At 70.1% G+C, this 13,910-nt stretch carries 10 protein-coding genes; 6 read left to right on the top strand and 4 right to left on the bottom strand.

Going from position 1 to position 13,910, the window contains the following annotated elements; all coding sequences use genetic code 11:
• Window positions 1-50: 50 nt before the first annotated feature.
• The 6 genes from ACU6RU_RS04305 (at window position 51) to ACU6RU_RS04280 (ending at window position 9,389) form a co-directional block, all read left to right on the top strand.
• Window positions 51-1,352: an FHA domain-containing protein gene (locus ACU6RU_RS04305; protein ID WP_446726001.1), complete on the top strand. Its 1,302-nt coding sequence runs from the start codon at window positions 51-53 to the stop codon at window positions 1,350-1,352.
• On the top strand, window positions 1,352-2,206 hold the full coding sequence (locus ACU6RU_RS04300; RefSeq protein ID WP_289329714.1) for a PP2C family protein-serine/threonine phosphatase: 855 nt from the start codon (window positions 1,352-1,354) through the stop codon (window positions 2,204-2,206). Before ACU6RU_RS04305 ends, ACU6RU_RS04300 begins: the two co-directional genes overlap by 1 nt.
• Window positions 2,199-3,662 (top strand): protein kinase domain-containing protein, encoded by a 1,464-nt coding sequence (locus ACU6RU_RS04295; RefSeq protein WP_446726000.1) that lies wholly within the window; start codon window positions 2,199-2,201, stop codon window positions 3,660-3,662. Before ACU6RU_RS04300 ends, ACU6RU_RS04295 begins: the two co-directional genes overlap by 8 nt.
• Before the next feature lie 62 nt (window positions 3,663-3,724).
• Window positions 3,725-4,441 carry a hypothetical protein gene (locus ACU6RU_RS04290; protein ID WP_120264265.1) on the top strand — a complete coding sequence of 239 codons (717 nt, stop codon included), beginning with the start codon at window positions 3,725-3,727 and terminating at the stop codon, window positions 4,439-4,441.
• A gap of 32 nt (window positions 4,442-4,473) precedes the next feature.
• Entirely contained in the window at window positions 4,474-8,427 is a 3,954-nt protein-coding gene (gene hrpA / locus ACU6RU_RS04285) for an ATP-dependent RNA helicase HrpA (RefSeq protein ID WP_446725999.1), read from the top strand.
• Between the two features lie 20 nt (window positions 8,428-8,447).
• The gene (locus ACU6RU_RS04280; protein ID WP_446725998.1) at window positions 8,448-9,389 is read left to right on the top strand and encodes a quinone oxidoreductase family protein; all 942 of its coding nucleotides are present in this window, start codon (window positions 8,448-8,450) and stop codon (window positions 9,387-9,389) included.
• Between the two features lie 98 nt (window positions 9,390-9,487).
• On the opposite strand, the gene mmsB is transcribed toward ACU6RU_RS04280, so the two are convergent.
• The 4 genes from mmsB to ACU6RU_RS04260 form a co-directional block, all read right to left on the bottom strand.
• Complete coding sequence (gene mmsB, locus ACU6RU_RS04275; RefSeq protein WP_446725997.1) at window positions 9,488-10,720, bottom strand: multiple monosaccharide ABC transporter permease; 1,233 nt, start codon at window positions 10,718-10,720, stop codon at window positions 9,488-9,490.
• Window positions 10,721-10,743: 23 nt separating this feature from the next.
• Complete coding sequence (mmsA, locus tag ACU6RU_RS04270; RefSeq protein WP_023950245.1) at window positions 10,744-12,273, bottom strand: multiple monosaccharide ABC transporter ATP-binding protein; 1,530 nt, start codon at window positions 12,271-12,273, stop codon at window positions 10,744-10,746.
• A gap of 97 nt (window positions 12,274-12,370) precedes the next feature.
• Window positions 12,371-13,501 (bottom strand): multiple monosaccharide ABC transporter substrate-binding protein, encoded by a 1,131-nt coding sequence (gene chvE, locus ACU6RU_RS04265; protein WP_446725996.1) that lies wholly within the window; start codon window positions 13,499-13,501, stop codon window positions 12,371-12,373.
• Between the two features lie 63 nt (window positions 13,502-13,564).
• The coding region (locus ACU6RU_RS04260) for a class II aldolase/adducin family protein (RefSeq protein WP_446725995.1) at window positions 13,565-13,910 on the bottom strand (346 nt) is incomplete at its 5' end.

Below are 13,910 nucleotides of genomic sequence, written 5' to 3'. Positions count from 1 at the left end.
GTGGCACGCGGCACGCGCGGGACGCACCGCGCTCGAGGGCAGGAGAACAGGTGAGGGCACACGGCTTCACGATCGACGTTGCAACGGCGGTCTTTGCGCTCGGCGGCGCGAACGGCGGTCCCACAGGCGCCTTCGCGGCGCTCGGAGTCGTCCAAGTGGTGCTCGGCATCGGCATCTACGTGTGGACGGCGTTCGCGCTGACCGCCGTGTTCCGCAAGACGGGGATCGACCCGTGGCGGGCCTGGGTGCCCGTGCTGAACATCTGGGAGCTCTTCGTCCTGGCCGGCATGCGCGGCTGGTGGGCTGCGGTGCTGGCGGGAGGCGCCGTCCTGGTGACGATCATCACGGGCGTCGTCGCCGGCCTCTTCGCCGGGATCGCCCTGAACGCGGGCTTCGGCGGCGACGCCGGTAGCGCGGCGGGTGCGCTCGCTGCGGCGGCGATCGTCCCCGCGCTCATCTGGCTCGCATTCCTCGCGTTCGCCCTGGTGATCCACATCCGGATGCTGCGCGCCCTGTGTCGCGGATTCGGCCTGAGCACCGGCTACGTCGTGCTGGGCGCGCTGCTGTTCCCCGTGTGGGCGAGCGTCGTCGGGTGGGGCTCGGCGCGGTGGCTCGGCCGCGAGGCGCCGACGGAGCCGGCCCCGTTCCGCTCTCCCCCGCCCGCCGGCACGGGTGTCCCGACCTCGCCCGTCGCGGCGTCGCTCGCGACACCGGCGCCCGCAGCGGTACCCGCGCCCCCGCTGTTCGCCCCGTCGCCCTCCGCGGCCGGCGCACCCGCAGCGCCGGCCGCGCCCCCCGCTTCCGAGCCGATCAGCGCGAGCCCCTGGGCACCGCCGCCCCCGCCCGCCGAGACCGGCCCGGCCGCGCCGGCGACACCCGCGGCTCCGCAGTCGTGGTCCGCCGCGACCAGTTCTCCGATGGCGCCGCCGTCGGCACAGCCCGCAGTGCCCGTCGCTGCGACACCGAGCGTCGCCGGTACGGCCCCGGTCGCCGAGGAGGCGGACCTCGACGACCACACCGTCCTCGCGGCCCGTCGGGGTCCTCAGACTGCGCTCCGGTTGCCGAACGGATCGACCGTCGTCCTGTCGGCCACCGCCGTCGTCCTCGGCCGCAACCCGCTCGCGCCCGACGAAGCCCCCGATGCCCAGGTCGTCGCGGTCGACGACGTCACACGTACCGTCTCGAAGACCCACGCCCTGCTGCGGCACACCGGCACGGGATGGACCATCACCGACCTGGCCTCCACCAACGGCGTCTTCGTCGGCCCCGACGACGTCGAGGCGTCCGGGCCCACGCCGGTCTCGGGTGTCTTCCACCTCGGCGACGCCGAGCTCCAGCTCACCGAGGCCTGATGACCACCGCCACACCTCCGATCGACGTCCACGTCACCAGCGGCAGTCGCACCGACACCGGGCGCCGCCGGTCGGTGAACGAGGACGCGCTGCTGGCCGAGTACCCGGTCTTCGTCGTGGCCGACGGGATGGGTGGACACGACGCGGGAGACCGCGCGTCGGCCGCCGTCATCGAGGTCTTCCGGCCGCTCGTGGGCCGCGACGACCTGCGTCCCGAGGAGGTCGCCGACGCCGTCGAGCGAGCTCATTCTGCTGTCGCCGTCGTCGCCGCCGGCACCTCCCGCGGCGCAGGTTCCACCCTGTCGGGGGTGGTTGCGGTCCAGCAGGGCGGCGTGCGGCGCTGGCTCATCGTCAACGTCGGCGACTCACGCGTGTACCGTCTGCTCGCCGAGCGCCTGGAACAGCTGACGATCGACCACTCCGTCGCCCAGGAGCTGGTCGATGCCGGCCAGCTGACGCGCGATCAGATGGCCACCTACGAAGGTCGCAACGTCATCACCCGCGCCATCGGCGGCGAGCGCAGCCGCGCCGATTTCTGGCTCATCCCGATCGTCACCGGCGAGCGCATCGTCGTCTGCTCCGACGGACTGACCGGCGAACTCTCCGACGAGGCGCTCCGCGCGGGCCTGATGATGGGCGGCTCGCCCGCGCAGACGGCCGAATCGCTCGTCGCCCAGGCGCTCGCTCACGGAGGCCGCGACAACATCAGCACGATCGTGCTCGACGTCATCGCCGGCGGCATCAGTCCTCGGCTCGAAGACACCACCGGGGGCATCATGAACAGCGAGTCCGTCACCGCGACGGTCGAGGTCGCCACAGCGCGCTCGCGACGTCGCCGAACGGATCATGGCTGAGCTGCGCCGCAGGTCGCGGCATCCGTTGCCGACTCCGCGTGAGATCGACGGCCGTCGTCCCGAGCGGATGCTGGCGTCCGGCGATCGGGCCGAGGTGCACCTGTACCGGGATGCCGCCGGCCGCGATCCGATCGCGGTGAAGGTGTTCCGCGATGTGCTCGACCATGGCGAGCGCGAGGTGTTCGCCGCTGCCGCCGCGCGATTGGTCGCCCTCTCGACGCACCCCAGCGTGACGACGGTACACTCCGCCGGGACGACGGACGAAGGCCGTCCGTACCTCGTGATGGAGTACTGCTCACGCGCCGACCTCGCCGAAACGGCGTCCCGTTCGCCGATGAGCGTGCCCGAGGCACTGCGGCTGCTGGTCCGCTTGTGCGGCGCCGTCGAGACCGCCCACCGCAGCGGCATCACTCACGGCCGCGTCGGCATCGAGAACGTGCTGATGACCGACTACGGCTGGCCGGCGATGATCGGCTTCGACACCGACGCCCTGCTGCGCGGCGACGTGTCCGGCGCGACGCCTGCCGCACGAGCGGCTGATGTCCACGGCCTGGCCGTGGCGGCGACCGAGCTGCTGACGGGGCGCCCGATCGCCGAGACGACCTCGGCTCTCGTCGGTGCGGATGCCGTGCCCGCGGAGTTGGAGACGCTCGTGCTCGCCACCCTCGAGGCCACCGCGGCGGGCGATGGGCCGTCAGCCGCGGAGTTCGGCCTCGCCCTCCAGCGCATCGAGGCCGATCGGCACCTCCCCATCACGCACCTCGACGTCCGGGAACCGGATGCCGCCGCGACGGCGGAAGTTCCGGCGCCGGACGAGGACGAGCGCACGGTCCTGTCGACCCGCCACAGCGCACCCGACGACGACCACACCGTCCTCTCGACCCGCCACAGCGCATCCGACGACGACCACACCGTCCTCTCGACCCGCCACACCGCACCCGACGACGACCACACCGTCCTCTCGACCCGCCACACCGCACCCGACGACGACCACACCGTCCTCTCGACCCGCCACACCGCACCCGACGACGACCACACCGTCCTGTCGACCCGCCACACCGCACCCGACGACGACCACACCCGTTTGGCTGCGCGGTCGCTTCCCATCGCGGACGAGGCCCCGACGCCGGCAGAGCTTTCCACGACCGGCCCCGACGTCGAGCCGACCGCCTTCGTGCGGCGGCAGCGACGTGACGACCTGGTACGGGGGCGGGTCGACACGGCACGGCAGGCGATCGGTCCCGACGTCGACGGCGAGCGCTATCGGGTGCGCGACACGCCTGCACTCGCCGAGGTCTCGCGCGTCCGCGTCGATGCGCCGGTCAGACAGTCCACGACGACGCCCGTGCCGCGACGGCGCGGTAGGGGCACCGTCATCGCGGTCATCGGCGTCGGGGCGATCGTCCTCGGGGCCGCCGCGACGGCCATCGTGATGATCATCGGAGGAGGAGCATGACAGCCATCGAGCACGAGACCGACGAGCACGAGCGCGAGGAGGTGGGCCCGGCCTCGGGCGAGATCACCGAGAGCGTCGCGATCGAGTTCTGCGGCGAGTGGTTCCGGCCCGTCGCGGGCACCACCTACGCGATCGGGCGCGACGCCGACCTCATCATCGACACGAACCCGTACCTGCACCGCCGGCTGCTCGCCATCGACGCCGAGCACGGCCTGTGGTGGCTGTCGAACACCGGTCAGTCGATCTCCGTCAGTCTCGCCACCCCCGACGGCGCCTATCAGGCCGTCCTCGGCCCGGGGGCTCGGGTTCCGCTGGTCTTCCCCGCCCTGGTGGTGATGTTCACCGCCGGTGCCTACACCTACGAGCTGACGGTGCACACCGACGGGTCACGGTTCACCGTGCGCGACAGCTTCCCCCGCACCACCGACGAGCACGTCGGCACGACCACGGTCGGTGCGGTGGCGCTGACCTCGAGCCAGCGTCTGCTGCTCGTCGCGATGTGCGAGCCGATCCTGCGGGGAGGCATGGTCGGCTCGAGCCAGGTGCCCACCTCGGCGGCGGCGGCCGAACGCCTCGGCTGGCCGCTGACGACGTTCAACCGCAAGCTCGACAACGTGTGCGACAAGCTCGACCGCGAGGGTGTCCGCGGTCTCCGCGGCGGCGTGGGCAAGCTCGCCACCAACCGCCGTGCGCGACTCGTCGAGCATGCCGTGCTCTCCCGCCTCGTGACCGCCGCTGATCTGCCGCTCCTCGACGAGGTCCGCAGCGAACAGGCCTGAACCCGCGCCGTGGCGCCGTACGATGGAGGGCTGTGTCTTCGCCCGCCCCTGTGATCACGTTCCCACCCGAGCTGCCCGTCAGCGCGGCCCGGGACGAGATCGCGCGCGCCATCCGCGACCACCAGGTCGTCATCGTCGCGGGGGCCACCGGCTCGGGTAAGACGACCCAGCTGCCGAAGATCTGCCTCGAACTCGGACGCACGAGCATCGCGCACACGCAGCCGCGTCGGATCGCCGCACGGACGGTCGCGGAGCGCATCGCCGCCGAGATGGAAGTGCCGCTCGGCGGGGCCGTCGGCTACAAGGTGCGGTTCACCGACCAGGTATCCGCCGACACCCGGGTGGCGCTGGTCACCGACGGTATCCTCCTCAACGAGATCCACCGCGACCGGATGCTGCGCCGGTACGACACGATCATCATCGACGAGGCGCACGAGCGATCGTTGAACATCGACTTCCTGCTCGGGTATCTGCGCCGCATCCTCCCCCGTCGGCCCGACCTGAAGGTCATCGTGACCTCGGCGACGATCGACCCCGAGAGCTTCGCCGCGCATTTCGCCGACGCTCAGGGCGCGCCCGCGCCCATCATCGAGGTCTCGGGTCGCACCTATCCCGTCGAGGTGCGCTACCGCCCCCATGACGACGCCGGCGATGACGAGTCCGCTACGGATGATGTCGACGGCCTGGTCGCGGCGCTGCGCGAGCTCGACCGTGAGCCCGACGGCGACGTCCTCGTCTTCCTCCCCGGTGAGGCGGAGATCCGCGACGCGATGGATGCCGTGCGCTCCGCCTACGCGAGAGACGCGCGTCCGACCGAAGTGCTGCCCCTGTATGGTCGCCTCTCGGCTGCCGAGCAGCACCGCGTCTTCGAGCCCTCACGGGTCGCCGGTGTGCGGCGCCGCGTGATCCTCGCCACCAACGTCGCCGAGACGAGTCTCACCGTGCCCGGCATCCGGTACGTCATCGACGCCGGGACGGCACGGATCTCGCGCTACAGCAATCGCTCGAAGATCCAGCGCCTGCCCATTGAGGCCGTGTCGCAGGCATCCGCCCAGCAACGAGCCGGCCGTGCGGGCCGAACCTCCCCCGGTATCGCCGTTCGGCTCTACGCCGAGGACGACTTCAGCTCGCGCCCCGAGTTCACCGAGCCGGAGATCCTGCGCACCTCGCTCGCATCGGTGGTGCTGCAGATGCTCGCGCTCGGGTTCGGCGACATCGCCGACTTCCCGTTCCTCACCCCGCCGGACTCGCGTGGCGTGAAGGCCGCGTTCGACCTGCTCGTGGAACTGCGCGCGGTGCGCCGCGACGACAAGGGCGCCTGGCGCCTGACGGAGACCGGCCGTGAGATCTCGCGCCTGCCGATCGACCCGCGATTCGCCCGCATGCTCGTCGAGGCTCGCGCACTCGACGTGACCCGCGACGTGCTTGCGATCGTGGCCGGCATGTCGATCCAGGACGTACGTGAGCGCCCGGAGGAACGGCGCGAGGAAGCCGACCGGCTGCACGCCCGCTTCACCGATCCGACGAGCGACTTCCTGACGCTGCTGAACCTGTGGAACCACCTGCAGGACCAACAGCGCGAACTCGGCTCCAGCGCGTTCCGCCGCGCGTGCCGCGCCGAGTACCTGAACTACGTCCGGGTGCGCGAGTGGTTCGACGTCCACCGTCAGCTCAGCACGCTGGCTCGCGGAGACCGCGACCGTCGCCGTCGCGAGAGCGACGAACGCCCCGTCGTCGCGGGGGCCGCGCATCCCGACCGCGTGCACCGTGCGATCCTGGCGGGCCTCCTGTCGCAGATCGGCGTCCTCGACACCCGGAGCACCTCGAACGCGCGTGCCACGGGTGGTCGGGGCGGTGGGAGCAAGCCGCAGCGCCCCCGCGCCGAGTACCGCGGCGCTCGGGGCGCGAAGTTCGCGATCTTCCCCGGCTCGGGTCTGCGTAAAGCGTCGCCGGACGCCGTGATGGCCGCCGAGCTCGTCGAGACCTCGCGTCTGTACGCCCGCACGGTGGCGGCGATCGACCCGGCGTGGGCCGAGGAGCTCGCCGGAGACCTGGCGCACCGGTCGATGAGCGACCCGCACTGGTCGAAGGATGCCGGCGCCGCGGTCGCCGCCGAGAAGGTCACCCTCTTCGGCGTCGAGATCGTCCCCCGCCGGCGCGTGCAGCTGGCCGGGCGTGACCGCGAGCTCGCCCGCGAGCTGTTCCTGCGGCACGCGCTCGTCGAGGGCGACTGGAACTCCACGCACCTCGACAAGCGGCTCACCGCCTTCGAGAGACGCAACCTCGAGCTGAGGCGACGCCTCGAGAAGATCGAGGAACGCGAACGGCGACGCGACATCCTGGTCGGCGACGAAGCGGTGTTCGCGTTCTACGACGCCCGCATCCCCCGCGACGTGTTCGACGTCCGCTCGTTCGAAGCCTGGTGGCGCGACGCCACGGCCCGCACGCCGCGCCTGCTCGACATGACCGAGAGCGACCTCGCCGGTGATGCATCCGGTAGTGACGAGCGCGCCTTCCCGGCGCGCTGGCGCCAGGGCGATCAGGTGCTCTCACTCGCCTACCGCTTCGAGCCCGGCGCCTCGGACGACGGCGTCAGCGTGGTCGTCCCGCTCGCGCTCCTCGCGTCGCTCCGACCCGACGGGTTCGACTGGCAGGTGCCGGGTCTGCGCGACGAGCTGATCGCCGGGCTCCTTCGCGCGCTGCCCAAGGCCATCCGGCGGCACGTCGTACCCGCGGCCGACTGGGCGTCGCGCTTCGCCGAAGAGCTGGCCGCAGACGGACCCGAGTCGCGAGACGGGCTGCCCGCACGCACCCTGCGCGACGCGCTCGCCGCCCGCATCCAACGTGTCGCCAATCAGCCGGTCACGTCGGCCGACTTCGATCTCGAGCGCGTGCCCGCGCACCTGTCGATGTCGTTCCGCGCCGTCGACGAGCGCGGGCGTCCGCTCGGCTCATCTCGCGACCTGGCCGAGCTGCAGCAGCGGCTCGCGAACCGCAGCCGGGCGTCGGTGGCTCGCTCGCTCGCGAAGGCCGCCCCGCGCCCCGGCTCGCAACCCGCCGCAGCGGCGCCGGCCGCCGCGCTCGGCGCCGCATCCGGCAGTGACCAGCGAGCCGGAATCGCCGAGCAGAGCGGCCTGACCGACTGGACGTTCGGCGACCTCCCCGAGCTCGTCGACACGAGGGTCGCCGGCGGCGTCGTGCGGGGCTACCCCGCCCTCGTCGATGAGGGAACGGCCGTCACCCTGCGAATCGAGGCGACCCCCGATCGAGCGGAGCGCCTGACACGCGCGGGCGTCCGGCGGCTCGTGCTGCTGTCGGTCCCGTCTCCGGCGACGTACGTGCTCGACCACCTCACCGCGTCCGAGAAGCTCGCGCTCGCGGCCTCTCCCTACCCGTCGGCGAAGGCGCTCATCGAGGACGCGCGCGTCGCCGTCGCGGACGCGGTCATCGACCGCACGGCGGCATCCGTCCGCACGCCGGCGCAGTTCCAGGCGGTGCGGGATGCGTTCTCGGCGGCTGTCGTCGACGAGCTGTTCCAGACCGTCTCGCTGAGCGCACGCATCCTGACCCTTCAGCGAGACGTCGAGCGGGCGATCCGCAAAGAGAACTCGATGGTGCTGCTCGCCGCCCTCGGCGATGTGAAGCAGCAGCTGGCCGGCCTGGTCTTCCCCGGATTCCTCTCGCAGACCGGTACCGCGCGGCTCGCGCATCTGCCCCGATACCTCCAGGGCGCGCTCGAGCGGGTGACCTCGCTGAGCGACAACCCCGGCCGCGATCGGCAGCGTCTCACCGAGTTCGAGCGTGCCGCGACGCTCTACACCGAAGCCGGCGGCACGATCCCCCCTGCCCACGATGCTCCCCCGAACCTGCGGCACGCGCGGTGGCTTCTGGAGGAGTACCGGGTCAGCCTCTTCGCGCAGCGTCTCGGCACGGCCGAGCCCGTGTCGATCCAGCGCATCACCAAGATGCTCGCCGGCAAGGGCTGATCTGTCGGTAGCGTGGCCCCATGGCCCACGCAGTGACGTACTCCGAATTCGGCGGACCCGAGGTCCTCACCCTCAGCGAGATCGAGGTCCCCGCACCGGGCCCGGGTCAGGTGCGCGTTCGCGTGACCGCGGCCGGGGTCAACCCGATCGATCACAAGCTGCGCGCGGGTCTGCGGCCCTCCGCCACCATCTCGAAGCCCCGGCGCATCGGCAACGACGGCGCGGGCGTGGTCACCGAGGTCGGCGCGGATGTCGACGGCTTCCGTGTCGGCGACGAGGTCGTCGTGTTCGGGGCGAGCGGTGTCTATGCGACCGAGATCGTCGTCACGCCCGACAAGCTCACGCCTCTCCCCGCCGGCGTCTCCCCTGCGGTCGGCGCGGCCCTGGGCATCCCGGTCGCGACGGCGTATCAGTCGCTCCGATCGCTCGACGTCGGCCCGGCCGACACCCTGCTGCTGCACGCCGGCAGTGGATCGGTCGGTCAAGCGGCCATCCAGTTCGCCCGGCTTCGAGGTGCATCCGTCATCGCCACCGCGAGCGAGGCCCGGGCCGATCGCGTGCGCGAGCTCGGCGCCACACCCGTCGGGTACGGCGACGGACTCGCCGACCGTGTCCGGGCCGCTGCACCGCAAGGCGTGACGGTGGCGCTCGACTGCGCGGGCACCGACGAAGCGCTCGACGTCTCACTCGAGCTGGTCGCCGACCGCTCCCGCATCGCCACGATCGTGCGGGGAGCGGATGCCGCGGGGCTCGGCATCCGCGCGTTCTCGGGCGGAAGCCCCGAGCCGCTCACCGAACAGCAGGTTGCCTGGCGTGCCGAGGCGATCCCCGTGGTCGCGGCGCTGCTCGCCGCCGGCGCCTTCCGCGTCGAGCTCGGACCCGAGCTGCCCCTCGCCGAGGCAGCGGAGGCGCACCGGCTGGTCGCTGCCCACACCCCCGGCAAGATCACGCTCCTGCCCTGACCGGCCGCCACCCGACCACGGCGAAGCGGCGCCCGCACCGGCGATCCCATCGGGATGCCGACGCGAGCGCCGCTTGGTCGCTCAGCCTCGGGGCGTCGTCAGTTGCCCGAGCGCCGCTTGTTGTAGACGTCGAAGGCGACGGCGAGCAGCAGCACGAGACCCTTCACGGCCTGCTGCCACTCGATGCCGATGCCCATGATCGACATGCCGTTGTTGAGCACACCGATGATCAGACCACCGATGATCGCGCCGCCGATGGTGCCGACACCACCCTGCACGGCCGCCCCGCCGATGAACGCCGCCGAGATCGCCTCGAGTTCGAAGCCGTCACCGGCCTTGGGACCTGCGAGGTTGAGTCGCGCGGTGAAGATGAGACCGGCGAGGGCCGCGAGCACGCCCATATTGACGAAGAGCCAGAAGTCGGCGCGACGGGTCTTGATGCCCGAGAGCTCGGCCGCGTGGCGGTTTCCGCCGATCGCGTAGATGTGACGACCGAACACGGTGCGGTTCATGACGATGCCGTAGACCAGCACCAGCACCGCCAGCACGATCAGGGTCACCGGAATGCCCTTGTAGGAGGCCAGCGCCCACGTGAACCAGCCGATCACGACGGCGATCAGGGCGAGCTTCGCGATGAACCAGACGAGCGGCTCGACGTCTTGCGAGTACTTCTGGCGTCCGGCGCGGGTGCGCCACTGCTGCACGACCAGGGCGACGATACCCAGCGCGCCGATCAGAAGCGTGAAGAGGTCTGGATCGGATTCACCGAAGATGCCCGCCAAGAAGCCGTTGCCGAGGGCACGGTACTCGGTGGGGAACGAGCCGATGTTCGCGTTGCCGAGCACGACGAGGGCGAGGCCGCGGAAGATGAGCATGCCCGCGAGCGTCACGATGAACGCGGGTATGCCCACGTAGGCGACCCAGAAACCCTGCCAGGCTCCCACCAGCGCGCCGATCAGCAGGGAGAGGACGATGGCGAGCCACCACGGCATGCCCATCTTGACCGCGAACACGCCCGACACGGCGCCGATGAAGGCGGCGACCGATCCGACGGAGAGGTCGATGTGGCCGGCGATGATGATCATCACCATGCCGATGGCCAGCACGAGGATGTAGCCGTTCTGCACGACCAGGTTCGACAGGTTCTGCGGGCGCAGCAGGATGCCGTTGGTGAGGATGGCGAAGAGGGCCACCACCGCGATCAACGCGATGAAGATGCCGTTCTTGCCGAGGTCGGCGAGGATGTGTCCGAGCCACCGCGTGAAGCGGTTCTCGTTCGGGTTGATCCCGCCGCCGGCGGCGGTCTCGGGAGCGATCGTGTTCTGAGACATTCGAGGATCTCCTGCGGCCCCGCTCAGCGGGGCTTCTCCATGGTCATGAGTTTGAGGACCGACTCGGGGGTCGCGTCGGCGATGGGCAGCTCACCGGTGATCCGCCCCTCGGAGAGGGCGTACACGCGGTCGGAGATGCCGAGCAGCTCGGGCAGCTCGGACGAGATCACGATGATCCCCTTCCCCGCTGCGGCGAGCTTGTTGATGATCGTGTAGATCTCGTACTTCGCCCCCACATCGATGCCGCGCGTGGGCTCGTCGAGGATGAGCACCTCGGGATCCGAGTAGATCCACTTCGACAGCACGACCTTCTGCTGGTTGCCGCCGGAGAGCTTTCCGGTCTTGGCGAGCACGGTCGGCGCCTTGATGTTCATGCTCTTGCGGTACTGGTTCGCGACCGAGAACTCCTCGTTGTCGTCGACCAGACCGGCCTTCTCGAGCTTCTTCAGCGACGCCATCGAGATGTTGCGCTTGATGTCCTCGATGAGGTTCAGGCCGTAGGTCTTGCGGTCCTCGGTGGCGTACGCGAGTCCGTTGGCGATGGCTTCGGAGACGGTGCGCGTGCGGATCTCCTTGCCGCGCATGAAGACCTTGCCCGAGATGCGGGTGCCGTAGCTGTGACCGAACAGGCTCATCGCGAACTCGGTGCGGCCGGCGCCCATGAGACCGGCGATGCCGACGATCTCGCCCGCGCGGACGGTCACCGACACGTCATCGACGACGACGCGGGTCGGGTCCTGAGGGTGGTGCGCGGTCCAGTTCTCGACCCGCAGCAGCTCGTCGCCGATCTGCGGCTCGTGATCGGGATAGCGGTGCTCGAGGTCGCGGCCCACCATGTCTTTGATGATGCGGTCCTCGGTGACGTCGTTCTTCGAGATCGTCTCGATCGTCTTGCCGTCGCGGATGACCGTGACGGTGTCGGCGACCTTCTTGATCTCGTTCAGCTTGTGGCTGATGATGATCGACGTGATGCCCTGCTCGCGCAGGCTCAGGATGAGATCGAGCAGGTGGTCGGAGTCCTCGTCGTTGAGCGCGGCGGTCGGCTCGTCGAGGATGAGGAGCTTGACCTCCTTCGAGAGGGCCTTGGCGATCTCGACGAGCTGCTGCTTGCCGACGCCGATCTGGTTGACCTTCGTCGTCGGGTTCTCCTTGAGCCCGACGCGACGCAGCAGCTCGGCCGCGGCGAAGTTGGTCTTGTTCCAGTCGATGAGGCCGCCGACGCCCTTCCTCTCGTTGTTGAGGAAGATGTTCTCGGCGATCGACAGGTACGGGCTGAGCGCCAACTCCTGGTGGATGATGACGATGCCGCGCGCCTCGCTGTCGCGCAGATTCTTGAACTCGACGGTGTCGCCCGCGTAGACGATCTCGCCGTCGTAGGTGCCGTGCGGGTAGACCCCCGACAGCACCTTCATGAGGGTCGACTTACCCGCGCCGTTCTCACCGCAGATCGCATGGATCTCGCCGCGCTGGACGGCGAGATTGACATTCGAGAGCGCCTTGACGCCGGGGAAGGTCTTGGTGATCCCGCGCATCTCGAGGATGGTTTCGCTCACGTCTCCGACTTCCTTGTGGGGTGGATGGTTTCTCGGGTGCGGCGGCGGGAGCTGTTCGCTCCCGCCGCCGTTTCCGAGGATCGGCGGATGCCGTGGCTCAGAGACCGAGCTCCTCGGCGGTCCAGTAGCCGGTGTCGACGAGCGACGACTCCACGTTGTCCTTCACGACGGGAACCGGTGCCAGCAGGAACGAGGGCACGACCTTCACGTCGTTGTCGTAGGTCTCGGTGTCGTTGACCTCGGGCTCCTCGCCCTTCAGGGCAGCGGCAGCCATGTTCGCGGCGACCTTCGCGAGCTCGCGGGTGTCCTTGAAGATGGTGGCGTACTGCTCACCGGCGAGGATGGCCTTGACCGAGTCGACCTCGGCGTCCTGGCCCGAGATGATCGGCCATTCGGCGCCGAGCGAGTAGCCCGCGCCCTCGAGGGCGGAGATGATGCCTCGCGAGATGCCGTCGTAGGGCGAGAGGACCGCGTCGACCTGCGTGCCGTCGGAGTAGTTCGCCGTGAGGATGTCCTCCATGCGGCTCTGGGCGGTCTCGCCGTCCCAGCGCAGCGTGGCGGCCTGCTCGATGTCGGTCTGGCCCGACTTCACGACGAGGGTGCCGTCGTCGATCAGGGGCTCGAGGACCTCCATCGCACCGTCCCAGAAGAAGAAGGCGTTGTTGTCGTCGAGCGAGCCGGCGAACAGCTCGATGTTGAAGGGGCCGGCGGGAGCGCCGTCGAGCGGCTTGCCCTCGAGGTCGGTCAGCCCGAGTCCGTTCAGGACGGTCCAGGCCTGCTGACGGCCGACGAGCGCGTTGTCGAACGTCGCGTAGTAGTCGACGTTCTCGGTGCCCTTGATCAGGCGGTCGTAGGCGATGACGGGGATGTCGGCGTCGGCCGCGTTCTGCAGCGCCTCGGTCAGCGTCGTGCCGTCGATCGAAGCCACGATGAGCGCCTCGGCGCCCTTGGTGATCATGTTCTCGATCTGCGAGACCTGGGTCGGGATGTCGTCCTCGGCGTACTGCAGGTCGACCTGGTAGCCCTGGTCCTCCAGCGCCTTCTTGACGGCGTCGCCGTCCTGGATCCAACGCTCCGAGCTCTTGGTGGGCATCGCGACGCCGATGAGGCCGCCGTCTCCGCCGCCCTCACCGCCGCCGGCGCCGCCGCCGCCGGTGTTGGAGCATGCCGAGAGCGCCAGGGCGCCGACGGCGAGCGTCGCTGCTGCGTACAGGAACTTCTTGTTCACTGTGTGTCCTTTCCAGTGACTTCAGTGTCTTGCGGGAAATGGTGACCGCGCCCCGGTGCGGGGCTACCGGCGGTCGTCGGTGGTCTGTCCGTAAACGTTCTGATACCGGTCGTACAACGCATCGATCGCGTCCTGCGGGATCGGGATCACCTCACCCGCCTGCCGGGCGATATGGACCGTGCGAGCCACGTCCTCCACCATCACCGCAGCCTTGACCGCATCCTTCGCACTCGACCCGATCGTGAACGGGCCATGATTCTGCATCAACACCGCCCGAGAACGATGCCCCCGAAGCGTGTCCACGATCCCCCGACCGATCGAGTCATCACCGATGATCGCGAACGGCCCCACCGGGATCGGCCCCCCGAACTCATCAGCCATCGCCGTGATCACACACGGGATCTCCTCA

The sequence above is a fragment of the Microbacterium sp. F1-18 genome, from assembly GCF_052921305.1.
Note: the sequence above shows the minus strand (reverse complement) of the source record. Positions and strands in the feature narration are given on the sequence as shown.

What these genes read in the sequence shown, in the direction of transcription:
- ACU6RU_RS04300 (WP_289329714.1), top strand. Translation starts at nt 1,352, where the DNA reads ATGACCACCGCCACACCTCCGATCGACGTCCACGTCACCAGCGGCAGT.
- ACU6RU_RS04295 (WP_446726000.1), top strand. Translation starts at nt 2,199, where the DNA reads ATGGCTGAGCTGCGCCGCAGGTCGCGGCATCCGTTGCCGACTCCGCGT.
- ACU6RU_RS04280 (WP_446725998.1), top strand. Translation starts at nt 8,448, where the DNA reads ATGGCCCACGCAGTGACGTACTCCGAATTCGGCGGACCCGAGGTCCTC.
- mmsB (WP_446725997.1), bottom strand. Translation starts at nt 10,720, where the DNA reads ATGTCTCAGAACACGATCGCTCCCGAGACCGCCGCCGGCGGCGGGATC.